Below are 24,088 nucleotides of genomic sequence, written 5' to 3' on the forward strand. Positions count from 1 at the left end.
TTCAGGTACCGGCTAAAGCAGGTTGATGGTCGCGCAAAGAAACAAGGCCTTGTCGCGTGAATTGTTCTCATGGACGTTCATGCGCGGTATCGATAACGGCTCGTCAGCCTGGCTGTACAAGCCGCTGGTCGTGGCGAAGGCCAGAGTGTACCCGGCTTCGCGGGTCTTGCGCATGACCCGTTCGTCGTGATCGCCGTTGGGATAGGCTATTGCGCGTACCGGCTCGCCCAGTTGCTGCTCGAGCAGAGTACGGCTCTGCTGCAATTCCTCGCGGCAGCGCTCGTCCGACATCCGGCAGAGGATACGGTGACTCAAAGCATGTGACGCAAAGTCGATACCAGCGGTACGCATTTCCTTTACCTGTTGCCAGTTCAGGTAGCGATTGTAATGTGCCGGCTCGCCATTCTTGCCCAGCTCCTGGCGCAGGGATTGCAGTGCTTCGGTGATCACGTCATCGCTGGAATCTTTCATGGCCACAACGTGTGCCCGTATATCGTGGATTGTTATCGACGCGGCGGATTCGTGCTTGTTCAGCAGGGAGGCGAGCCGTTGCAGACTGTCGGCATCGCCAGCCGACAGCAAGGTAGTCAGCCACATGAGCATTTCTTCCTGCCAGAACATAATGTTGTTGTCTATGTAGTCCAGCGGTATGAAGACTACGGCGGGAATCTTGTACTTCTGCAGTATGGGAAAGGCGACTTCGTAGTTGTCGAGCCAGCCATCATCAAAAGTGACGAGACAGCTTTTCGGCGGCAGTGGTTTGCCGTGTTCAACGTGAGCGTGAAAATCAGCCAGCGAGACGGGGTTCAGGTGGTCACGAAGCGCGCGCATCTGCATATCAAACGTGTCCGCCGATACGATGATTCCGGGGTTTGAATCCGGTCGCGGTCTTCGTTGTTCATCGATTACCCGGTGATAGGTCAGTACGACCGCCTGATCGCCCAGGCGTCGGCGGGCAAACACCGCCCAGAGGCCGCTGTGGAACAAGCCTCTGGCTAGTAGTATTTTTATTGTTTTCAGTATCTTACGCATCTTCGGTGTCAGGCTTCCTGGTTGTCGGAGGTTAGCCGGCTGCGTAGCACGCGCACAGCATCGTTAAGCAGGAGGGCCGCCCCTGTCAGGTTCTGTGGATAGTGCACAAACGTCGCGTGTGCCCGGACGCGGCTGGTCCAGGCAGCGAGCCAGGGCTCGAATGACCCCAGGTGTTCGATCCGTGAGGTGCCGTTGTTACAGCAGTGTTCGATGATATACATGAGCTGCAGGATGCCGGGAGAACATTTCGCGTACGTGTCGTCATAGCCGATTTTGAGAAACCACAGTGCATCGTATTTTTCCACGCACAGCGCCATAGAAATAGCGACCTCGTCCACGACCAGGAAAAAAACCCGCAAAGTGCCTTCGGCTGCTGCTGCCGAACTGTAGCCACGAAAAAATGACTCGAGCTGCGGGCGTTTCAGCACCGACGAACCCTGCTTGCCTTTCCAGCTCCGGTTTTCAATGGCAAACGCTCGCTCGAGCAACCCGGAGACTTCGTCGACTGTTGGCTGGTACGCCTGGAATTGCAGTGTGCCGAAATTGGCAGCTCGTTTTTGCGCCCGGCGATGGTCATAGCGTCGCCTTGACGACAGCGTGGCATAGAATGCATCCCAGCCGTCTTGCAGGTCGAGAACGGCTGTGGGTGCAGTCATGGCCCGCATCCACAGGCCTGACTGCCAGCGTCGTTGGGGCGCGAGACTCTTGTGGTCGGGGTCCGCTGACAAGCGACGCAGCTGCACGGGCCAGCGTGTCCCGGCGACAGCCTTGTAAAGTGCGGGTAGCGTGGCCGGGTCCCGGTACAGCATGCCCGATGGTTCATAGAGTTGCGCTGAACCCAGGAACTCCAGCCAGCTGCGGCGCTCGCGCTCGATTCTCACCAACGGCGCGATAGCCGTGACGGTGTTACTGGCGTCGTACTGCACCAATACATGCAGCGTATCGTTCGCATGCAGGTATTTGGCGCAGGCGTCAAACCACGCATGGTCCAGCAGGGGAGAACGCGCGACATCGGCCAGTGCCTGCCAGTCGCTGCGTAGCTCTCGCAGTGAGTCGTGGTCCGCGCACAGGCGCGTACTTAATGCGCTGGGAATGGTCACGGCTAGAGTCGCAGGCGCCGTTTCAGCGCGCGTGCCAGGCTGAGCAAATGACCGGTTCCAGGAATGGCCGAAGCTGCAATCAACAACCGTTCGCGGCGGCCGAGCGGCACGTCGAGCCTCTTCAGCCGCACGGAGGTTTCTACGGCAGCGTCCTGGTCTTCTTCCAGAAGCTGCAGTTTGCAGAGTTCGGATAGTCTCGTTTGATGGACACGGTCAACCCGCACTCTGTTCTCCTTGTAAAATTTCTCATCTTTACGGTAGACACGTTCCAAAAAGTCGATTCGCAGCTCGATCTGCTGACGCATTCGTGTTTGGGTCAGGCGGCTTTCATCAATGTGACTGCGGTTGTAAGCAAGCTCGGTGTCGACGAAACACAATGGAGCTAATCGCGAGATGCGGGCGAAAAAATCCCAGTCGCCGCAAATGGGATCGTGTACCGGGAAAAGGCCATCCTCCGGGAGCATGGATTTTCTGAATACAGCTGTCGACGGCAACACAAAATAGTGTTCAAGCGACGCCGAGTACAAAGAGCCGACATACGCCATTGTGTCGGCTGGCGCGGGACTGATGTCGTCCAGAATCTTACGCAATGGTACTTTCCGGTCGAAAACTTTTGACCAGTCCATAGGGTTGTCGTACCAGGTCTGAACACCATTGGGCGTTGTGTCGTCGTCAGAGCGATAGATAGTAAAGTTGCTATAGGTGCCGGAGACGTCTGGCAGCGCATCCAGCAGCGCCAGCTGCAACCGCAGTTTGCCGGGCATGAACCAGTCGTCATTGTCGAGCAGGGCAATGTACTCTCCTCGCGCGAGTGCGATGCCATTGTTACGGGCTGTGCTTAGCCCCTGATTCTCCTGGTAAACGTAACGAATCCGGTCGCCGTATTGCCGCACTCGCACACGAGTGTCGTCAGTGGAGCCATCATCAATGACAATTAATTCCATGTCGTCGATATCTTGCGACAACACACTGTCTATGGCTTCGCACAGCATCGGTGCCCGAAGGTAACTTGGGATGATCACCGACAGTTTCACAGCGTGCATTCCTGATCTTGAGTGTTGCATCGGTTCTTTGCCGACATCACTTTTTTCCTTTAATCAGTGTTTTTATCCAAGCGCGCGTGCGCCAGTACCCCGCATCGCGCAGATAGCGCAACCTTGAGCGGTGTATCCGATAGGTGTCTACGTAGCGAACGCCATTGGAAAAACGTTCTTTAAAGGGTTCTGCGCCGATCGTGAAATCCAGTTCGGTGAGGTTGTGCTCCAAGGCGTAGTTCGCAAGGCAGCGAATAAGCACAATTCCCGGGGAGCCTTTGGTCAGGGAAGTGTCGAAACTGGGCTTGTACCAAAGCAGACGCTGATTCGAAATGAAGCCGAGATGGTAGGCAACGGCTCGGCCGTTGAGCAAAACTGCCGAAAAGTGCAGCGCGTCGCGCAGGTCAGGTGCATCAAATATCGCACGCAGAAAGGCGGCATAATTCGGCTCCTCAAAGGGTGACTTGCGATGATCGGCGCGGCAACGTTTTATGTGCTGAGCGGTGAAGTCGTTCCAAAGCTCATCAGTATGTTGTGTTTCGGAGAACACTTCGTAACGCAGTTCTCCCTGATCAGTCAGTTGACGTTCGGCGCGGCGCACACTGTATTTATTGAGCAGTTTCTCCGCTTTTGCCCGGTCGGTGCTAAGCGCAAGGTAGGGAGCGACAACTGAATAGTTGCGCCAGGGGATAAGCCCGGCCGCTTCGCAGGCTGCCTTCAACTGTCCGTTGCTCTCTGCTCTTGGCAGATTTCGCAAATGCAGCACGCGCCAGGATTTCTGCGCAGCGAGGAATTTCATCAAGTGGCCTGTGACGGCGGTGTCGCCGGCACGAATAACGAAACCCAGATAGTCGGAGTTTTCGTCCGCGATGAATCTCAAAGTTCGTGAACGGTCCAACATAAGCGGTGCGAAGCCGACGATGTCTCCTTTCGAATGAATGGTTATGAAGAACAGTTCTTTGTTGCCGGCGAGATGTTGCCACCACGTATGTATCCACGCGTGGCGGAGAAAAACACCGCCAATGCCGGAGTCCTCTACCAGTTGATCCCAGGCCGCCGAACTCAGCGGTATGTCAGACAGTCGCTTGTGTATGGCGAACTGCAAGCTCAGCTACTCCGGGTGGCGCAGGCTGGACTGGCAGACAACAGCGTCAGTCCGTCGCAGATGCGTGCAATATCGTTGTCATTGACGTAGCCATGGGTAGGCAAGGTGACGATTTGGCCAGCAATCGTTCTTCCGCCGTGACTGGTCCCGTTCTGGACGACGATGCGATCACGAATCTCTGGTACGTCAGCGATGGATAATGGGTATGACGCGCTGCAACCGTTCTTGCGGTTCTTGCTGAGAAAGTCCGTGCGCGCAGCAGCATCGCGTATGCGCAGCGGAAACCGCAGCCAGACCGGTTCACTGTTCGCGACAGGGGAGATGGTTGCGAGCAACGGCATACGTGGCAGTTGAGCTTCGTAGATTGCGGCACAGGCCCGTCGGCTTGCGTTGATCTCCGCCATGCGGCGAAATTGCGCCAGTGCCAGCGGTGCGAGTCCGTCGAAATAACGCTGCAATGGATAGTCATCTTCGTAGCGGGTAGCGCCCAGCTTCAGAAACGGCAGATTGGCCGGTATGCCATAGAGCCACGGGTTCAGCATTGTGAAATAGACGCCCAGCTTGATGAGCTCGGTAACGCGGGTTGCCAATGGCAATGGCTGCAGTTCGCCGAGTGCCGCGGCCAGTTTTGCAGCCAGCGCGTCATTGTTGGTAACGATGACGCCACCGTTGATCGAGGTGATGATCTTGCCCTTGTCGAAGCTCAGTATTCCGGCATCACCAAAAGTGCCGACCCGGCGACCGGCGACGGTAGCGCCCAAGCACTGGGCAGCGTCGTCAAGCAGGAATACGCCGTGTCGTTGTGCCAGCGTTTCGAGTTCCGGGAGCCGATCCGGGATGCCGTAAAGGTTGGCGCTGACGATGGCCAGTACGCGACTGAAGTCAATCGACTCCAGTTGTTCGCGGTTGTAGCACAGCGTGTCTTCGTCGATGTCGCAAACGAGTACTTCCAGACCTGCCATCAGCGCAGAGGCGGCAACCGAGTAGCAGGTATAGGAGGGCACGACGACGTAGCGCCGTTCACGATCAGCTTGCTGACTGGCCAGGCTGCGTAACAGCAGCGACATCGCGCCGCGACCATTGGCCATAAGGAAGGCATGTTTCACACCCAGCTCGGCACACAGCGCCTGCCGTAACGTATCTGCCGCCGGTTTGCCGACGGCGGTCGCACAGGCCAGCAGTTCGCGCAGGCGAATCGGGCTACCACTGGGCGCTAGCGTTCTCATATGATGTCGAAGTCTCGTGACGGTGCGGTTGGCGGTTGCAGCCGGGACTGGCGTTGTTTGCCGGGGAAGGCGCATTATACCTGCATTATCAGTGAGATAGACAGCATCTGGCAGGTCGGGGAACGTGCTTGTGGCGGGTATCCGCAATTCGTGCAGGAATTTGCTGGCCGCCCGCCCTGTCCGGCCACTACGGGTATGGGGCGGTCGGCATTATGTTGGGCGAGCTGCGCCGGATCACAGCCGAGTGATGAGTGCATGCATTGCCCGGTTCCGGACTGACCCGGCAGCGTCGTCAACGGAGGCCCGTCACTAACAAGATTGCCGCAGATTACAGAGCAACCAGATGATCGAAATATTCAAGGACATGATGCTGCCGTCTCACGTAATAGCCTTGCTGCTCCTGCTTGGCAGCGTGTTGCTGTTCATGGCGCAACAGCGGCGCCGGGCGGTATACCCGTATTTGCTGGCAGCAATCCTGTACCTGTTTTTTTCCAACGGCATCGTCGCGTCGATGCTGATCAGTCCCCTTGAGTACCGATACCCCCCGGTACTGGACGGCGACCGTTACCCGGCGCTGGCTACCGCGGTGGTTTTGACGGCATACGCCGCCGACGATCCACGCATGCCGCTCAGCAGCCGCGCGGGCAGTTCGGCGCTGTACCGCGTTCTGGAGGCGGGGCGCCTTTTTGCCGAGGGCCGGATCCGGCGCATAGTCATTTCCGGGGATGCGACGGCCACAGCGATCATGGCGGATCTGCTGGAAAGTGCCGGAGTTCCGGCCACGGCGGTTACCGCGGACGGCGGCGCGGTGCACACCTCGGACAGTGCGCAACGGGTCGCGCGCATGCTGGGTGAGCAACGCTTCTATCTGATCACGTCTGCCGGGCACATGCCGCGTGCTATGGGGGTATTCGAGGCACAGGGCAGCCGCCCGATACCCGCGCCTACGGATTACCAGTTGCCGCAGGACTCCGGGTCGGCGTCATTGATGCCCAGCCCGTTTCACTTGCTCGTGTCAGATCTTGCCGTCAACGAATACGCGGCCCTTGCCTGGTATCGGCTGAGCGGCAAGACCGAGCGCTACTGGTAGCGGTAGCTCAAGGTATGCTGCGCGCCAGCAATGGACCGGCTTGCTGGGTCACCCATAACGGCAGCTTGCGCCACACCTTGATGGCGAGTGCGTATTTCGGGTTGTCCGGATTGAGGCCCGGCAGGTCGCCGCCGTTGGGCAAATAGTATTGCCAGTACAATTGACGCGCTTCGGCGCCCCATTTCTGTTTGAATACCTCGCCACCGGAGTCTGCCGTTGAGCGCCCGAGGTGATAGTCACGGAAGCCGGCTTCACAGGCGTCCTTGATCATCTCCCAGTACAGAACGTAGTTCACCTGCACCTTGCGGAAGTCCGGGTCCATGCCTGCCCACATACCCTCAACAGTGCCACCAAACTGACCGTTGAAAGCGGTGGCCACGGGCTGACCGTTCTGGCTGGCTACGTAAATTCGGATCTGATCACCCAGTGATTCGATAATCGATTGAAAATACTGCTTCCGGTATATCGGTGTGCCAAGTGCACGCCAGGAACGGCTCATGATGGCGTAGAAGGTGTCCAACAGCTCCATGCCACCGGATTGGACGGTTACGCCGTCCTTGTAGACCCGGCGGATGTTGGTGCGGTGTTTGGACTTGTACGAGTTCCAGATTTCGTCAGGGTCGTTTGCGAGCGCAATGGTCATGGAAACCTTGTGTTCGGACCGGGGCAGGCTCTGGTCGCAGACGCCAAGGCCGCGGATCTCGAGGAAGTCGGCCTTCTGCTCTCTGGCAATCTCACAGGCGCGGGCGACCAGCGCATCGTTCGCAGCGCTGTTCACTGCCGACGGACCACCGTAGTTGACGAATGGCATCGAGCAAAGAATTCGGCCGAAAATACGGCTCTCTATCAGAACCAGCGGAAATACCCCGTCGATGGCCCCATCGTTGAGCGAGGCAAGGTACCAGGTGCGGTGGCCGAATTCGGTTTGGTTGATCTCTTGCCACTCAAACTGATGGTAGAAACCGGCAGTTTCGCTGGTTGCAACAAAGTGGTTCCAGGAATCGCGATTTTCAGCACTGGGGTCGAAATGGTGAACGCCGTTTTCTAACAACTTGCTCATAGATGGGTCTGGGTCTTGTGGGTGGTGGCCGATATCGGACGCCAATGGTGCCGTATCTGGCAATGCCTCGGTGGGTGAGCGGTCACAGTACGCCGATTCCGTATCAAATCTGCCCGCATTTTCAACCGGCGGCATTGTACCTGAGCGCGGCACCGGCAGTGAGCAACGGCAGACAATTCCGGCGTCTGCCGGGTTGCTACCAGGAAAACCGGAAAGCGCAATGGAATTCCGCTAAAGTGGCGCCGGTGGTCATGCACCGGTGCTCGTAACTGTGAAGCAATGCCTAGAATTATCAACACTAAATCAATAGTTTAAGCCGCCATGGAAGCCTTGTTCTGGGTCAGTTTTCTGGCCGTCTTTTACACGTATTTCGGTTATCCGCTAATCCTCATGCTGCTGGGCGCTGTACTGCGTCGCGGTGCTGATGATGCGGGCGCCGATGCAGCTGCTGTGGGCGGGTTTTCGATCACGGTACTCATCCCGGCACACAACGAAGCGTCTGTCATTGGCGCGAAAATCGAAAATACTCTCGCGACCCGGTACCCCGGTCCTATGCAGCTTGTCGTGGTTTCGGACGGCTCGGTGGACGGTACCGGCGACATCGTTCGACAGTTCGAGACGGATTCGCGGCTGTGCTTCATCGACTTGCCCGAGCGTAAAGGCAAAGGCAATGCGCTCAACCAGGGTATCGCGGCTGCCACCGGCGACATCGTGGTGTTCTCTGACGCATCAATCATGCTGGACGATGATGCATTGATTGAAATCGTCCGGCCGTTCGCCGATGAGCAGATTGGTTGCGTGTCCGGTGAGGACATGATCGAAGGCGGAGCAGGCGAGGGGCTTTACGGCAGGTACGAATTGTACTTGCGTAATCAGGAGTCGCGGGTCGGCTCGATTGTTGGCGCAAGCGGCTCATTTTACGCGCAACGACGCAGCATTGTTCCGGAGTTTCCGGAGGGCATCGCACCGGATCTGTTGTCGGTCCTGCACACTGTAACTCAAGGCTATCGGGCGATTTCCTGTCCTGCTGCTCGCGGTTACATGACTGCCGTTGCCGATTCACGTGACGAGTTTCAACGCAAGGTTCGCACGGTCATTCGAGGCATGACAGCAATATTCAAGCGCAAGGCATTGCTGAACCCGCTGCGTTACCCGGTTTTTTCACTGTTTTTGCTGTCACACAAAGTAATGCGCTGGTGCGTACCCTTTTTTCTGCTCGGCATGTTGCTTGCGAGTGCATTATTGTTGCCGTCACCGATATATATGGTAGCGCTGGTCGGGCAATTGATATTCTATGCTGTCGCGTTCATTGCGTGGCAACGCGAAGGCAAGGTTGAACCGTCGATGCTGAGCAAAGTGGCGCTGTTCTTTACTATTTCCAACGTTGCTATTTTCATAGCATGGGTACGTTACCTGCGCGGTGTACGTCAGGAAATATGGACGCCATCGAGGCGCACCTGAGGTGCAAGGACCATCGTTTACTCACCGCTTGTACGGCCGTGAGACGGAGCTTTTTCCGGCTACCTGTACCCACGGTATTCCCTGCTCAATCCGGATCACCTGCGTTTTGTTTCAGTATGCATAGACCGATCAATATTCTCGATTTGCGTGATTCGCCCTGGGTTGATGGGCCGGGTCGTACTGTGCTGCAAACTGCAGAGAGCCTGGATAGTGAGCGCTTCAAACTGATTGTTGGCGGCTTTTGCGGTGATGACGTCAACGCCAATATTTACTTGAGTGATGCAAGCCAGCGCGGACTCGATACCTGCGCGATTGTTGAGCAAGCCGCGTTCGATCTCAATGTGGTTCGGCAGCTCATGGCGACGATTGAAGAGCTGGATATTGATATGCTGCATACTCATGATTTCCGCTCGAATCTCGCCGGTCTTTATTGCGCTTGGCGGAAGCAAATCCCGATAGTCTCAACCTGTCACGGCTGGATCGCCAATAATTTCAAACGGTCGGTCTACAAGTCGGTGGACATCCGGTTGCTGCGGCGTTTTGACCGGGTAATCACGGTTAGTGAACTAATGAAGCGGCAATTGCTGGCGGAAGGAGTTCAGGCTCAGAATATAGATGTTGTCGTTAATGCGCTGGTTATTAACGATTACCAACCAAACCACGATGACCGGCGTTTCCGGAGTGAGCTCGGCATCGCTGACGATTGCGTGCTGCTGCTCAACATTGGCCGTTTGAGCCTTGAGAAAGGGCAAGCCTTGTTGCTGGAAGCGTATGCTGAGATCAACAGGACCAACTCAAATACCCGTTTGGCGTTCGTCGGTATCGGGCCGGAAGAATCATCGCTACGGACTCTGACAGCCGAACTCGGGTTGCAGGATCGGATCCTTTTTGCGGGCTATCAAAGTGACATGCTCGCTGTGTACAACAGTGCGGATCTGGTGATACAGAGCTCGTTTACCGAAGGCATGCCCAACGTAATTCTGGAATCGCTGTTGATGGAGACCCCAGTCGTTGCCACAGATGTAGGTGGCACCGGTGAAGTTTTCGTGCACAACGTTAGCGGCACATTGATTGACGCGCATTCAAAGCAACAGCTGGTTGACGGTGTTGCCGATTATCTTGCTGACCCAGACCGTCATCTGGCAATGGCCCGCCGTGGCAGGCAGACAATTGCCGAGAAGTTTGATCACGACTCCCGCGTTAAGAAATTTGAAGCGATTTACTCGTCGCTGATGTCAGGGCGGGTCGGCTAATGCTGTTTGCGGGACTCCTGCTGTCCATTTTCCTGGAGTACGTTTCTCCTGGCAGTTTTATCCCCATTATTGCCGCCATCAAGATTGGCACCATTGTTCCATTGCTGACTTTTGTCTTTGCGGCTTCATTATCTGAACCGATCAGCAACGGCCGGATGTTCGGCAACGTTACGACAAAATGGTTGTTCTTCTACCTCTTTTTGCTGGCGTTCTCGGTGCTGATTGCCGATGTTACGCTCTATTCCTGGACGGTTTTCAAGTTCGCGCTGGGCTACGTCTTTTGGTACGTGATGATCGTCAAGTTAGCAACGGACGTTGCGAAACTTAAACGCTTGTTTGCGGTTCTGATTTTTGTCCACATACTCCTGTTGGGGCTGAACCCGGCCGTTATTCTTCAGCCAGAAACACGTTCCTACTTGCGTGGCGCTTTTTTCCTGGGTGATGGCAATGATTTTTCGTTGTCGGTGTGCGTTATTTTACCGATGTGCCTCTATCTTCTGCTTGAGGCCAGTTCGAAGATTGCTAAAGGCGTCTGGCTGGCCGCACTCGGGTTACTGATTCTTGCAATCATTGGAACTCAATCGCGTGGCGCTTCATTGGCGTTGGCGGGTTCGCTGGGCTTTCTTTGGTGGACCGGCAAACACAAAGTCTTGGGCGTGGTATTACTTGCAATCGTGGGTGTCGTGGTCATGGCTTTCGCACCGCCAGAATACTTCAATCGTATGCAGACGATCGCGAACTACGAGCAAGAAGGGTCTGCGATGGGTCGGATCATGGCCTGGAAGTCGGGTGTGCGGATGGCGGCGGCGCATCCCTTGACCGGCGTAGGTAGCGGACATTTTCCGGTCGCCTTGGGCACCGAGTTCAGGCCGCCGGAGTTTGGTGATCAGAACCTGCCCTGGCTGACTGCACATTCCATGTATTTTCTGGTGATCGGTGAACTGGGTATCCCCGGTTTTGTTTGCCTGATGGCGTTGCTGGTCGGCAATTACCGCCGGTTGAACCGCCTGCGACTCCGGGCACGGGGCAGTCCCCACCCGGAAGTTGCGTCATTCGAGCGTTTGTTCCTGATGTTGAATGCGGCGCTGGTCAGCTTTTGTATCGGTGGGGCGTTTCTTTCTGTGGCGTACTACCCACATATCTTTGTGCTATCCGGCATCATCGTGGCGGCGACGTTCGCCTATGAGAACAAGTTTGAAGAGCTTCGGCAGCATGCGACTGTCAACGCCGATGGTGCGACTGATGATCGTCCCCTGACTGGAAAAAACGGAGTGAAAAGCCGCAGTGCCTGATAAGAAGAAAGTATTGTTGGTTCATTCGACGCTGCATATTGGCGGTGCCGAAGAAGTATCGGCCAATATCTGTCGCCGCATAGACCGCGATCGGTTCGACGTGCACGTCTGTTTTTTGAAAGAAAAAGGTGTGGTTGCCGAGAAGATCGAGGGGGAGGGGACCGTTGTCCACGCAGTGGCAAGGCCCAATCGCGACAAGCCTGATTATTTTACCTCATGGCGATTGCGGCGTCTGATTGCCCGCGAGAAGTTTGATCTAATACACTCGCACGACGTGCATTCATTGATGGACGGTTCCGTTTGTCGACTGACCACGCCGGGTCTTCGTCATGTTCACACGTTTCACTACGGGAACTACCCGGAACGGGCAGCCAACTTCCAACGAATAGAGCGGGCGACGTGGCGCATTCCTGACCGATTGGTCTCCGTGTCGGAGCATCAGCGCGAAGGCGTTTTGCAGTTGTACGGAATGCCGCCGGATCGGGTGCAGACAGTCTGGAACGGAGTGGATGTGCTGGCCGAACTGCCGGCCGAGCCGACTATCGGCAAGTACAGAGCCCAAGGCCGGGTCGTCATTGGCAGCGTTAACACCCTGATTGAGCAAAAGGGTATGCCGGATCTGATCAAGGTCGCGGCGAAGCTGAAAAGCATGGACGTACCACCGTTCGTCTTTCTGATTGCTGGCGGCGGTCCACTGCAAGAGGAACTGGAACGAGAGGTTGAACGACTGGGTTTGCAGGATGTGGTGGAATTCCTGGGCTGGGTCAAACAGGCACCGCAGTCCGTTATTCCGCATATCGATGTCTTTTTCCAGCCATCGTTGTGGGAGGCAATGTCGATGGTGTTGCTGGAGTCGATGGCACTCGGTCGCGCGATCGTCGCCACCGCTGTCGGCGAGACACCGCGAATCCTGGACGATGGGCGCCATGGGCGGATGCTCCAGCCGCGCGATATCGACGGTATGACTGCCGCCATGGCATCCCTGTTGCGGGACAAAGAGTTGCGTGAACGACTGGGCGCGGAAGCCCGGCAGCACTATCACGATAACTTCACAGCGCGACGGCTCGCGGAACGGCACGAAATTCTTTACGAGGAAGTGTGTTCATAAGTTGGCTATAGAGGCCGAACAGACGGTGAACCGAAAATAACAATGAAGATTCTATTTTTATCCCAGATTGTTCCGTACCCGCCTCATGGCGGAGTACTGCAACGTGGTTACAACATCGTTCGCGAAATTGCCAAAGAGCATGAGGTTCATCTGCTGGCGTACATTCATCCGGAGATCCTCACGGATCAGACGATGATCGATGAGAGTCGGCGCGTGCTTGAAGGTATGTGCACATCGGTACACTACTTCGACCTGTGGCCCAAGAAGTCAAAGCTGCACAAGCTCCTGGCACTGAGCATCGGCACGGTTTATCCCGGCCCGTTCAGCGCCCTCGCGCATACATCGGCGGCATATCGAAAATGCATGCAGAAGTTATTGACCGAACACGATTTCGACGTTGTTCACTACGACACGATTGGCCTCGCGCGCTACCTGAAATACGCGCCAAAGGTGCCGTCAGTGTTAACCCATCACAATATAGAATCGAACTTGATGGAGCGGCGATCAAAAGTTGAGCGCACGGCGTTCGGCCGTTGGTATGTAGCCCGACAAGCGCGATTGTTGCGTGACTACGAAGCCAGCCAGAGCCCGAAGTTCGACGTCAATGTGATGATGTCCAGCACGGACGAAAAAGATCTGCTCGCGATGGCACCGGCGGTTCGCACCGCAATTGTTCCGAATGGTGTGGATATCGAATACTTCAAACCGCTGGAGGCCGTTGTCGAGCCGGCCATTATCTACACCGGCGGCATGAACATGTTCGCCAACGAAGATGCTGTCATGTACATGCTTCGTGACATGTGGTCCGAGATCAAGGCGGCAGTTCCTGATGTGAAGTTTTACGTAATTGGGCAAGATCCGACCCGGGAAATACTGGACATCGCGAAACAGGATGCATCGGTAATCGTGACGGGCTTCGTCGATGACATTCGTCCCTACGTGGCAAAGTCGGCGGTTTATGTCGTGCCGATTCGGGTCGGCGGCGGTACACGGCTGAAGGTGCTTGATGCGCTGGCACAAGGAAAAGCGATCGTATCGACATCAGTGGGTTGTGAGGGAATCGAAGTGACCAACGGTCTCGATATATGTATTGAAAATGACAGCAAGGGCTTCATTCGTCGAACTGTCGAATTGCTCAAGAGTCGTGACAGACGCGAGGAGCTTGGCAAGTCAGCGCGTCGACTCGCTGTAGAGCGCTATTCCTGGGCAGGTATTGGTCAGGTGCTTGACGGTGTGTATGAGGAAGTTGGCAAGCGCGACATGCATTCGGCACGCGGAGAGCAAGGCAGCTAACTATGGAGACGCCGTACAAAAAACTGTATGACCGCCTGCCGGCCACGCTGCAGAATCTGGCGGTTACCGCGTTCAGTGTGCTGCTTGACCGTCAGCGTTACGGTGGTCGCTTTCGGGAATTTCAGGCTTTGCTTGAGAAGAGTCAATGGTACGACGAGCGGCAGCTCGAGGCGTACCAGAACAAGCAATTACAGAGAATTGTCGCCTACGCTTATCAGCATGTTCCGTATTATCGGCAAGTCATGGATGAGCGTGGACTCAAGGTGGCGGACATCGCGACCAGTGCGGACCTGCATAAACTGCCCGTATTGACCAAGGACATTATTCGGACACGCTTCGCGGACCTCTTGTCAGACGAATTCGACCTCAAAACAGTCGCACGTGGCAATACGAGTGGTACGACCGGTTCGCCGCTCGAAGTGTGTTATGACGAAGACATGATCCGCATCAACTACGCGATGCTGGATCGTCAGTATCGTTGGGCGGATACGCGCCTAGGTCGCTCCGGCGATAAAGTCGCTGTGATTCGCGGCAATGTCATTGTGCCTCTCAATCAGAGCAAACCACCGTACTGGCGCTATAATTATTTGCACCGGCAGATGCTGTTATCGTCTTTCCATTTGTCGCAGGACAACCTGCCAGCCTACGTCGCTGAGCTACGGAAGTTTAACCCACGCGTGCTCGATGGCTACCCGTCAACACTCTATGTGTTGGCGAAGTACCTCAAGAATAAAGGCGAGACCTTGCCGCTGCATGCGGTATTGTCATCTTCCGAGACGCTTTATGACTTCCAGCGGGAAACAATAGAGGAAAGCTTCGCTTGCAAGGTGTTTGACTACTTTGGGGCGGCGGAGCGGGTCTTGTTTGCGACCGAATGCGATCAGCATATGGGGCATCACGTGTGTGCGGAATACGGCATTACCGAACTCCTGGACCGCGACCTGAAACCGGTTGCAACAGGTGAGACCGGGACTCTGGTAGCGACATCGCTGCACAATATCGCGATGCCGCTGATACGTTACGTTACCAATGACATGTCGGCCCTCAAGGCGGAAAAATGCAGTTGCGGGCGGGGCTTGCCGTTGATGGAAGATGTCGCGACCAAAGCGGAAGATTCTTTGACGCTCAAAGATGGCAGGATCATCTCCCCGTCGGTTCTGACCCACCCGTTTAAACCGCTGACCACGATTGAAGAATCGCAGATCATTCAGGAATCACTGGACCTGGTTGTAGTGAAGCTGGTGCCCGGCAAGGGGTTTAGTGAAGAACACACGGATGCGCTGGTGCACGGCTTGCAGGACCGGCTGGGAGCGGGCATAGAAATTCGTATAGAGATCGTCGATGAGCTTGAGCGATCGGCATCCGGGAAATTCAAATGGGTGATTTCCCGAGTGGCGCTCGGAATCTGAGGAACAAGTAACGCATGTGTGGCATTAACGGAATATTTCATAGGGATCGCGATCGGGCCGTGGACGAACGTGCAGTGCTGGCCATGCGTGATTGCATGGTGTATCGCGGGCCGGATGAAGAAGGCGTGTACGTAGATCGAGACCTCGGGCTCGGGCATCGCCGATTGAGCATCATTGGCTTGACCACGGGTCAACAACCCATGACCGATGCGACCGGGAACCTCTGTATCGTCTACAACGGCGAAACCTACAACTATGCGGCGTTGCGCGCGTCGCTGCAAAGCAAGGGCTATTCGTTTCGTACCGATTCGGACACGGAGGTAGTCCTCAACCTCTACGCAGAGTACGGCGCCGATTGCGTTACGCACATGAACGGACTGTTCGCCTTTGCCGTGTGGGACAAGCGCAAGCGTGAACTGTTTATCGCGCGTGACCGACTGGGTATCAAACCTCTCTATTACACAAATACGGACAAGGGTTTTGTCTTCGCCTCGGAAATCAAGTCGGTATTGGCCAGTGGACTGCACGAACCCCGAATCAATACTCAGGCGGTCTATGAGTACTTCATGTTTCGCGCGGTATGCGGCGAGCAAACCTTGTTCGACGGTGTTCAATCCTTGCTGCCAGGTCACCACATGCTGGTCAGTGACGAGGGCGTCACGATTCAACAGTACTGGAATGAGCACTCCGGTAGCGATACCGGCATTCATACGATGGATGCCGCGGTTGATCGCCTGGATGAACTGCTGACCGATGCGGTCAATGTGCGGTTGATGAGTGAAGTGCCGCTTGGTACGTTCTGCAGCGGCGGCGTGGACTCAAGCCTGGTGACGGCCCTTGCGGCGCGTGCGCGTGGCAGTGCGATCAATACCTTCTCGGTAGGCTTTGACGAAGTAGCTTTCGACGAATCCGAGTACGCCCGCAAGGTGTCCGCCAAGTACGGCACAACGCACCATGAAATCCGGATTACCAGCAAGGATTTTGCGGACTATGTTCCACAGCTGGTTCATTTGAATGATGAACCGCTAAATTTCGCAAATTCCGTCCACATCTATGCAGTCAGTAAACTGGCGAAGGATTTTGTGACCGTCGTATTGACCGGAGAGGGCGCTGACGAATTGTTCCTTGGCTATCCGCGCTACCATTTGCCGCGATTCGCCGCGACTTTGGATCGTGTCAGCTGGTTAAGCAAGCCGTTGCTGTCAACAGCGGCAACCGTGCTGCGGGATCACCGTTTCGCCAAACTGCGCCGTTACCTCGATATTTCACGGGAAGATCGCGTGTTGCTGAATGCGGCAAGTGGACAGGATGAAGAAGTGCGGGCGGTACTCGATAACGTCATACCGTCAAGTCTCGACTACCGCCGGAAGATCGCTCACGAGCTGGCCGATGGCGGCGATATTATGGCGAGATTGTCTGTAAATGATCAGAAAACCTATCTGGTGTCGATCCTGAACCGGCAGGACAAGATGAGCATGGGGGCGAGCATCGAAGCGCGTGTCCCGTTCCTTGATTATCGCGTCGTGGAGTTCGCCAATCACTTGCAGTCTTCGTGCAAGACCCGTGGCTGGGATACCAAACAGGTGGTCAAGAAGGTCGCGAGTCGGTATCTGCCGGATGATGTCGTGCATCGGCGGAAATCCGGGTTCGGCGTACCGCTGGCGCAATACTTCCGTGAATCGGACGGACTGGGTGCAACGATCGAACGGCTGATCAACGACACCGACTACGAAGGACTGCTGGATAAGTCCACGCTACAGGACAGGCTGGCGCAACATCGGGATGGCAAAGCGGATCATTCGGAAATTTTGTGGACCACACTGAATTTCCTGACATGGAAAGAACAATACGAACTCTGAGCGCAGTGCAATTCGCGCGGGAACCATCAACGGAGCAGAACGGTGGAAAAAGACGGATCAAAGGCAGCAGAAAGTACGCTGAGCAAACGCGATATTCATGAGGAATGGCGGGATAACTACCGGACTCCTGACAATGAGCATTTCTACCGCATGGCGTTCTCACATATTGTTAAGGAATTCGGAGCGCCTCCCGGCGCTCAGGTTATGGATGCCGGTTGCGGCAGTTGCGCGAAGTCCAAGCACCTTGTCGATCAGGGCCTGACAGTACTGGGTACTGACTTGTCCCAGCACGCGCTGGATATGGCAGGAGACGCTTTACGCGGGACCAGGTACGAACAGGCTATCGAACTCCGGCAGGCGAATCTGACGGCGATAACAATGGATGACGGCGCGATGCAGTATATCGTTTGCTGGGGCGTGCTCATGCATGTTCCGGATGTCACGACCGCTATTGCAGAGCTGAGCCGGATTCTTGCACCGGGCGGCCGTCTGGCGATTAGTGAAGGCAATAAACGTTCGCTGCAGTCGGTTGTCCTGCGCTTCCTGAAGAAAGTATTGCGTCGCGAACGAGCCGAGGTAATAGATACACCCGCTGGTATTGAGAACTGGGAAGAGACGGATGAAGGTCGGTTAATGACCCGGCAGGCGGACATTCCGTGGCTGGTGCGTGAATTCGACAAACACGGTTTGAAGCTGATCAGTCGTCGCGCAGGTCAGTTCTCGGAAATGTACTGGGTCGTGCCGACGCCGGTACTGAAGAAATTAATTCACTGGTTTAACTGGTTGTGGTTCCGGGTGTTTCGCTGGGGTGGACCGGCCTTTGGCAATATTCTGGTATTCGAAAAACGCAAGTAACGAACGTTAGTCGGCGAGAATATCAGCATACAGTTCCTGGGTGCGTTGAACATTGATGTCGATGTGGAACTTCTGGTGCAGCAAGTCGTAGCCGCGCTTGGCCATTGCGCTGGCGGCGGCCGGGTCATCCAGCATTCGGATCACTTTATCGGCAAGGTCTTCGCTATTGCCGGGATCGAAGGTATAGCCGGAGACGCCATTGTCTATGATTTCCGGTACAGCGCCGGCGGCGGCACCAATCAGTGGCTTGCGCAATGACATGGCTTCGATAAGGACCCGCCCGAACGGCTCCGGGTCGATGGATGTATGCAGCATGATATCCAGCGCATTCAGGTATTCCGGTACGCGGTTGGTGTAACCCGTGAACACTATTCGGTCGCCGAGTTCTAGTTCCTCGATCAAGGCTTGCAGCCGCTCATAATAGTAGCTGTCACTCGGGGAAACATCGCCGACCAGCATGCAAACCGTATCCGGATGTTGCCGGAGGATCAATGGCATGGCACGAACCGCCGTTTCCTGACCTTTCCACTCTTTAATGTTCCCGAGCACGCCGATGAGTTTTGCGTTGGGATCAACCTGATGTGCCGCCCGGATCTCGGCCGGATCACTCGTGGCTTGCATGATGTCGGGATCAATGCCGTTATAAATGGTTTCCGCACGCCGGATGATCACACCCTTGTCCAGCAAGTTGTCGCGCACGGCATCTGATATGCACACGACGCACGACAGACGACGAGCGTAGTAACGGGAAAGTCGGTGGTAACTGTTGTTAATTCCACGCTCATGGGTGATCGCTGGAACACCCGCGATTTGAGCGCCGAGCATCCACTCGTTATTGCGAATGATCGAATTGTTCAGGTGTAGTAGATCGATACGCTCTCGCCGTAACAGCCGTGCAAGCTTCAAAGCGGCGAAGGGCAGGAAACGAAAAAAATTCACAGCTTTCTGAACGATACGCAGGGCGGGGTAGCTCAGACGATAGAGCAGCGATGACTTTTCACCGGGCGGATCGAAACTCATTGGCGATGGATGTGGAATCACCATGGTTTGTACACCTGCCTCGTTATAGCGGGCAATGAGTCCATTGTCTTTGCGGAATACAACGACAGGCTCGTACTTCGAGCGGTCCAGTCCTGCTGTAAGGAACAGCAAGCTGTAGTAGGAACCACCGATGGTTCCGTCGATATTGCCTTCGCAGTACATGATGCGGACTTTTTTCATTGTTATTTGATCGCCTGTTTTGCGGGGTTCAGGAGAGGGCAGGGAGGTAACTCCGGAGGACCTGTCCGTACTGTCGTCTTTCCCGGGTATGCAATGCAATGAACCAGGCACCAGCCAGATAGACAGGGCCGAGCAACGCAAATTGCACCATGAGTGTCAGCAAGGACGACGCTGGAATATAAGTATTGACCGCGTAACAGGCGGCAGCAAACGGTGCGGTTGCGGCAACGGGACGGACGTAGGTTTCGAGTACGTATTTGCCGACAGGTAGTTTGAGCAAACGCAGGACCATGAGCGGCAGCACGATCGTCATTATGACAATCTGCGGAATGGCCGTACCGAGGGCGACGCCTATTATGCCGAGCGATTGCACCAGTACAATGCTAATGGCGAAATTGGCAATAGCTTCTACAATGCGCAGGTTCGCAATTATTTTGTGTCGACTGATACCGTAGAGAATACTGCTGATGGTGTTCTGCGGTGTGGATAGGGCAACAGACACCGCCAGAATAAAGAGGACGTCGCCAGATAGTGCGGCGTATTCGTAACCCATCCAGTGACCAATGAATTGCCGTCCCATCGTCAGATAGATCGCCGCAATGGGCAATGCCATCAACATGGAAAGCCTGCCACCCTGCATAAGAACGGTCTGAATGGCCGCTGTGTCCTTCTTGGTTTCCAGCTCGCTGACCAGCGGGTTCAATACCGTATTGGAGATCAGGATCAGGCGCCGAAGGTACTCTATCAGGTTGCCGGCAATGGCATAGAAGGTAACCGACGCGGCATTCATGAATACACCAATGATCAGTGCATCCGTATAGAAAATGGCTTTCTGCCCCAGATTGTTGACGACTACGTGAACGCTGTAATTGTAGAGTGAACGGAATACGGGGATCTGCTCACGCAATGGCCGGTGTTTGTAGCGTAGCTGGTAGCCGTGTTCGCCCAGCAGTATCTTGGAAGCCCGGTAAATCAGCAGGTTGTTGCCGAGGCCGATCACCAGTTGAATAATGGCCAGCGCCAGTATTCCGTAACCCAGATTGAGAAATACGAGTATCAGTGCAAGACGTATGAAGGCAAAGACAATGCCGATCTTGTTAAAGATATCGTAGCGCTGCAGACCCATAACTACGCCGGTATAGACGTTGAATGCGAGAGTCTGGCCAATGGTCAGCCCGGCGAGGACAATGACGATTTTTGCAACTGGCACAACGTCGGGATCAACGTTGAAAATGCTGGAGAAGCCGAACGCCAGTGCGGTGGATACTGCCAAGGCAATAAAGCCTATTCCGCTGTAAAAGAGCAGACTGGCACTGAGGATTTCGTCGAGACTTTCGCTTTCTTTGCTGGCAAGGAATTTCGATACATAGCGTATGACCGATTCCCTCACGCCGAAATCGAGCAGGTACAAATACCCGGTAAACTGCATCATGATGACCCAGATGCCATACCAGGTATTGCCGAGCGATTTCACAATGAACGGCGCAAGGAAGAACGAGATGACGATATTGACTGCCAGATTCGCCCAGTTGGAGAAAACGTTCTTGGCGACTCTCTTACCGATTGACATGGTCAGACTCAGTTCCGCAAAGGAGCGGCGGAGAACAGGTCGCGGATCCCAGGCCGATCAGGCTTTCCATGGGCAGTAAGCGGCAGCGATTTGAGAATTAATATTTCATCAGGTTGCATGTACGGTGGCAGTTCCCGTGCACACACATGGCGGATAGCGAAATCATTGTCCTCATGCAGTGATTTGGGAACGATAGCTACCGCGATTCGTTGACCGACCCGCTCGTCCGGCAGGCCAACGGCAATGACATGTTCAACGAGGTCGCTCGCATGAATGACCTCTTCGACTTCGGCAGGGCTGATCCGGTAGCCCGAGCTCTTGAGCATATGATCCGCGCGGTCAACGAAAAACAGGTATCCGTCCTCATCGCGTCTGACCAGGTCGCCAGACCATACGGCGAGCCGATGTGGACTGCCATTGCTGAGCGCCTTCGGCAAGGGTTTAAATCGTTCAGCAGTCGCCGCAGCGTTCTTCCAGTAACCCATGCTGATGAGTGCGCCACTGTGTACCAGCTCGCCAGGCTCACCCGGCGCGCAGCTTTCGCCGTTGGCGTTGACGACGTCGATGGTCACACCGGGAATTGCCTTGCCGATTGAGTCCGAGCGGGTATCAAGTTGCGCCGGATCAAGGTAGGTGGATCGAAATGATTCCGTCAGTCCGTACATCAGGAAAAGCTTAGCGCTGCCGGCTCGCGAGCGCAGGCGTTGCAATACGGACGAGGGAATGCGCCCGCCGGAGTTGGTCATGTACCGCAAGTGTTCGGTGATTTCTTCCGGCCAGACGACAGTCACCAGCTGGGCCCACATCGTGGGGACGCCGGCCAGACCAGTGATCCGGTACTTGCGCAGTTCTCCAAGCAGCTGCTGGGGCATTGAATAGTTGGTCAGTACCACCTCTGCATTGGCATAAAACGCAGTGGTGATCTGGCTGAAGCCGTAGTCGAAGCTCATCGGCAGCGTTGCGAGTATTCGATCCTGTGCCGAGTTATTGAGATAGCCTGAGACGATGCGCACACCGTCCAGCAAATTTCTGTGGGATACGAGAACGCCCTTTGCCCGACCGGTACTGCCGGAGGTGTAAAAGATCAGCGCGGGATCGTCGAGAGTGGGCGTGTGCGGAGAAGCGCTGGCCTCACCAGGGCGGCCAGCCAGGGCCTCCTGCCACGTGAGCATTTCGAATTTCGCAGGCGTTTGCACGGCGGCTTCGGTTGCGTCAGACAGTATCACCGTGTCTATGTTTGGCAGGGCTTCAAGTACGCCTGCGATCGATTGAAACAGGTAGCTCGTGCTAATCAGCACCGAAGCACCGCTGTCTTTCAATACGTGTTCGATCTGGCGAGGACGCAATAACGGATTGACCGGTACGTAGATGCCGCCTGTGAGCATGGTAGCGAATGCCGCAATCACTGCTTCCGGGCAATTGGGCAACAAGACAGCGACCCTCGTTTGTGACGCGGACTGGCGGGCCGCCAATTGTGCGGCAAGTGCCGCAACGGTGACCGATAAATCGGCGTACGAATACCTGTCATCTTTGAATGTCAGCGCGACTTTGTCGGGGGTCCGTTCGGCTCCGCGGGTCAATATGTCAGGCAACTTCTGCAACGATGATGCCTGATCGGATGTGCTGCTCATGAGAGCACCAGCAGGAGGTAAGCGGGCAAGCGTGAGCTATTCATAGTTGAATTTCGCATCAGCTTAGAACTGGAAGTACACGAATACTTGCGGCGTTAGTGGTGGGAAGACCAGCAACATGAACACGAAATAGGCATAGATGGCGGCCCGGACCATTCGCGGCAGACTCAGTACGTGCAGCAGGTTTCGCGATCGTTCTATCCAGAATTCCAGCAGCATCATGGGCAAGGCGAAGAAAGCGAGCATACCGAGGATATACGCGGAAAAATCCGTTACGCCAACATTTTGGAACAATCCGATGACCATTTCGTTCGCCTGAGTCAGTGACTCGGCGCGGAAGTAGATCCAGGTGATGCAAACGATATGGAAAAATATAATAACGCTGAATAGTCGCTTCACTCCCGACAGGGCCGTTAGCGCCCGGCCACGGGCTTCCAGGATGTGATAGGCGATCAGGACAGAACCGTGAATGACGCCCCAGACGATGAAGGTCCAGTTGGCACCGTGCCACAGGCCGCCAAGGGCCATGGTCAGCATCAGGTTTCTGAAAGTGCCGTACACACCGCTGCGGTTGCCGCCCAATGGGATGTAGAGGTAGTCGCGCAGCCAGGACGACAGCGTGATGTGCCAACGTTGCCAGAACTCGCTAGGTGTTCTGGAAAAGTACGGCATCTTGAAATTCCAGGAAAGATTAATGCCTAGCCACTTGGCAATGCCCTGTGCAATCGATGAATAGCCCGAGAAGTCGCAATAGATCTGTATTGCGAACGCGTAGATTCCGAACAGGATCTCTGTATTGGCGAGTTCTGCAGTCGGTGTCGAGAAAATCCGGTCCACTACGGGAGCCAGGTTGTCTGCAATCACCACCTTCTTGAACATGCCGAAGAGCACGTGGTACAGGCCTTCGGCAAACGCGCCTTGTGCCAGTACGCGTGGTTTCAGGATCTGCGGCATCAGGTCTTTCGAGCGTTCGATCGGTCCGGCGACAAGCTGCGGAAAGAACGACACATAGACAGCGAAATCGAGTAAGCCGCGGGTAGGGCGAGTTACCCGCCGGTATACGTCAATCGTGTAGCTGAGCGTCTGGAAGGTATAGAAGGAGATGCCGACTGGCAGAATGATATTAAGTGTGGGTATTGATGCGCTGAAACCAGCCGCTTCCAACAGTAGTGCGAATTCATTAACAAAAAAGCCAAAGTATTTGAAAAAGCCCAGCAGGCCAAGATTGGTGCAGATCGATAGCAGCAGCCAGCGCTTCCGTCGCCCAGGGTCTTCATTGGCATCCACTTTCTGCGCGACGACGAAGTCGATCGCAGTAGACAGGAGAATCAGCGAAAGAAAACGCCAGTCCCAGTAGCCGTAAAACGTGTAGCTTGCCACGAGGAGCAGGACGTTCTGACCACGGAGATTCAGCCGCCAGTAAACCGCAATAACGATGGCGAAGAACGCCCAGAATATGAAACTGTTAAACAGCATGGATGCGTTCGCC

The 24,088-nt window shown here is 55.3% G+C and carries 19 protein-coding genes; 9 read left to right on the top strand and 10 right to left on the bottom strand.

What is annotated here, in order from left to right; translation table 11 throughout:
* Positions 1 to 12 precede the first annotated feature (12 nt).
* The 5 genes from BA177_RS06805 to BA177_RS06825 form a co-directional block, all read right to left on the bottom strand.
* A complete protein-coding gene (locus tag BA177_RS06805) occupies positions 13 to 1,032 on the bottom strand; it encodes a polysaccharide deacetylase family protein (protein ID WP_082989932.1) in 1,020 nt (339 codons plus the stop codon).
* Positions 1,033 to 1,040: 8 nt separating this feature from the next.
* Positions 1,041 to 2,132 carry a GNAT family N-acetyltransferase gene (locus BA177_RS06810; protein ID WP_068614571.1) on the bottom strand — a complete coding sequence of 364 codons (1,092 nt, stop codon included), beginning with the start codon at positions 2,130 to 2,132 and terminating at the stop codon, positions 1,041 to 1,043.
* A gap of 2 nt (positions 2,133 to 2,134) precedes the next feature.
* Complete coding sequence (locus BA177_RS06815; protein ID WP_068614574.1) at positions 2,135 to 3,175, bottom strand: glycosyltransferase family A protein; 1,041 nt, start codon at positions 3,173 to 3,175, stop codon at positions 2,135 to 2,137.
* Between the two features lie 37 nt (positions 3,176 to 3,212).
* Entirely contained in the window at positions 3,213 to 4,046 is an 834-nt protein-coding gene (locus BA177_RS06820) for a GNAT family N-acetyltransferase (protein ID WP_197493371.1), read from the bottom strand.
* A 227-nt stretch (positions 4,047 to 4,273) separates the two neighbouring features.
* Complete coding sequence (locus tag BA177_RS06825; RefSeq protein WP_068614580.1) at positions 4,274 to 5,497, bottom strand: DegT/DnrJ/EryC1/StrS family aminotransferase; 1,224 nt, start codon at positions 5,495 to 5,497, stop codon at positions 4,274 to 4,276.
* 343 nt (positions 5,498 to 5,840) lie between these two features.
* Here BA177_RS06825 and BA177_RS06830 point away from each other — a divergent pair, with 343 nt between their 5' ends.
* Positions 5,841 to 6,587: a YdcF family protein gene (locus tag BA177_RS06830; protein WP_068614583.1), complete on the top strand. Its 747-nt coding sequence runs from the start codon at positions 5,841 to 5,843 to the stop codon at positions 6,585 to 6,587.
* 7 nt (positions 6,588 to 6,594) lie between these two features.
* Here the strand turns inward: BA177_RS06830 and BA177_RS06835 are convergent, their stop codons facing one another.
* The gene (locus BA177_RS06835; RefSeq protein ID WP_197493372.1) at positions 6,595 to 7,647 is read right to left on the bottom strand and encodes a FemAB family XrtA/PEP-CTERM system-associated protein; all 1,053 of its coding nucleotides are present in this window, start codon (positions 7,645 to 7,647) and stop codon (positions 6,595 to 6,597) included.
* Positions 7,648 to 7,968: 321 nt separating this feature from the next.
* On the opposite strand from BA177_RS06835, the gene BA177_RS06840 reads away from it, so the two are divergent.
* From BA177_RS06840 to BA177_RS06875, 8 genes are all read left to right on the top strand, one after another.
* A complete protein-coding gene (locus BA177_RS06840; protein WP_068614586.1) occupies positions 7,969 to 9,108 on the top strand; it encodes a glycosyltransferase family 2 protein in 1,140 nt (379 codons plus the stop codon).
* A 116-nt stretch (positions 9,109 to 9,224) separates the two neighbouring features.
* On the top strand, positions 9,225 to 10,361 hold the full coding sequence (locus BA177_RS06845) for a glycosyltransferase family 4 protein (RefSeq protein ID WP_068614589.1): 1,137 nt from the start codon (positions 9,225 to 9,227) through the stop codon (positions 10,359 to 10,361).
* Positions 10,361 to 11,653, top strand: a complete 1,293-nt coding sequence (locus tag BA177_RS06850) for an O-antigen ligase family protein (RefSeq protein ID WP_068614591.1) — start codon at positions 10,361 to 10,363, stop codon at positions 11,651 to 11,653. Before BA177_RS06845 ends, BA177_RS06850 begins: the two co-directional genes overlap by 1 nt.
* Positions 11,646 to 12,761: a glycosyltransferase family 4 protein gene (locus BA177_RS06855; protein WP_068614594.1), complete on the top strand. Its 1,116-nt coding sequence runs from the start codon at positions 11,646 to 11,648 to the stop codon at positions 12,759 to 12,761. The genes BA177_RS06850 and BA177_RS06855 overlap by 8 nt, the downstream gene beginning before the upstream one ends.
* 42 nt (positions 12,762 to 12,803) lie before the next feature.
* The gene (locus BA177_RS06860) at positions 12,804 to 14,054 is read left to right on the top strand and encodes a glycosyltransferase family 4 protein (RefSeq protein ID WP_068614598.1); all 1,251 of its coding nucleotides are present in this window, start codon (positions 12,804 to 12,806) and stop codon (positions 14,052 to 14,054) included.
* Between the two features lie 2 nt (positions 14,055 to 14,056).
* Positions 14,057 to 15,463 carry a phenylacetate--CoA ligase family protein gene (locus tag BA177_RS06865; RefSeq protein WP_068614601.1) on the top strand — a complete coding sequence of 469 codons (1,407 nt, stop codon included), beginning with the start codon at positions 14,057 to 14,059 and terminating at the stop codon, positions 15,461 to 15,463.
* Positions 15,464 to 15,477: 14 nt separating this feature from the next.
* Complete coding sequence (gene asnB, locus BA177_RS06870) at positions 15,478 to 17,322, top strand: asparagine synthase (glutamine-hydrolyzing) (RefSeq protein ID WP_082989937.1); 1,845 nt, start codon at positions 15,478 to 15,480, stop codon at positions 17,320 to 17,322.
* 42 nt (positions 17,323 to 17,364) lie between these two features.
* Positions 17,365 to 18,177, top strand: coding sequence for a class I SAM-dependent methyltransferase (locus BA177_RS06875; RefSeq protein WP_068614607.1), 813 nt, complete (start codon positions 17,365 to 17,367; stop codon positions 18,175 to 18,177).
* A gap of 6 nt (positions 18,178 to 18,183) precedes the next feature.
* On the opposite strand, the gene BA177_RS06880 is transcribed toward BA177_RS06875, so the two are convergent.
* From BA177_RS06880 to BA177_RS06895, 4 genes are all read right to left on the bottom strand, one after another.
* Complete coding sequence (locus tag BA177_RS06880) at positions 18,184 to 19,398, bottom strand: glycosyltransferase family 4 protein (RefSeq protein ID WP_068614610.1); 1,215 nt, start codon at positions 19,396 to 19,398, stop codon at positions 18,184 to 18,186.
* 28 nt (positions 19,399 to 19,426) lie between these two features.
* Positions 19,427 to 20,968 (bottom strand): oligosaccharide flippase family protein, encoded by a 1,542-nt coding sequence (locus tag BA177_RS06885; RefSeq protein ID WP_068614613.1) that lies wholly within the window; start codon positions 20,966 to 20,968, stop codon positions 19,427 to 19,429.
* Positions 20,969 to 20,976: 8 nt separating this feature from the next.
* Positions 20,977 to 22,599 (bottom strand): acyl-CoA ligase (AMP-forming), exosortase A system-associated, encoded by a 1,623-nt coding sequence (locus tag BA177_RS06890; protein ID WP_082989938.1) that lies wholly within the window; start codon positions 22,597 to 22,599, stop codon positions 20,977 to 20,979.
* 63 nt (positions 22,600 to 22,662) lie between these two features.
* On the bottom strand, positions 22,663 to 24,075 hold the full coding sequence (locus tag BA177_RS06895; protein WP_068614614.1) for an MBOAT family O-acyltransferase: 1,413 nt from the start codon (positions 24,073 to 24,075) through the stop codon (positions 22,663 to 22,665).
* Positions 24,076 to 24,088 lie beyond the last annotated feature (13 nt).

The sequence above is a fragment of the Woeseia oceani genome (assembly GCF_001677435.1).
Lineage (GTDB): Bacteria > Pseudomonadota > Gammaproteobacteria > Steroidobacterales > Woeseiaceae > Woeseia > Woeseia oceani.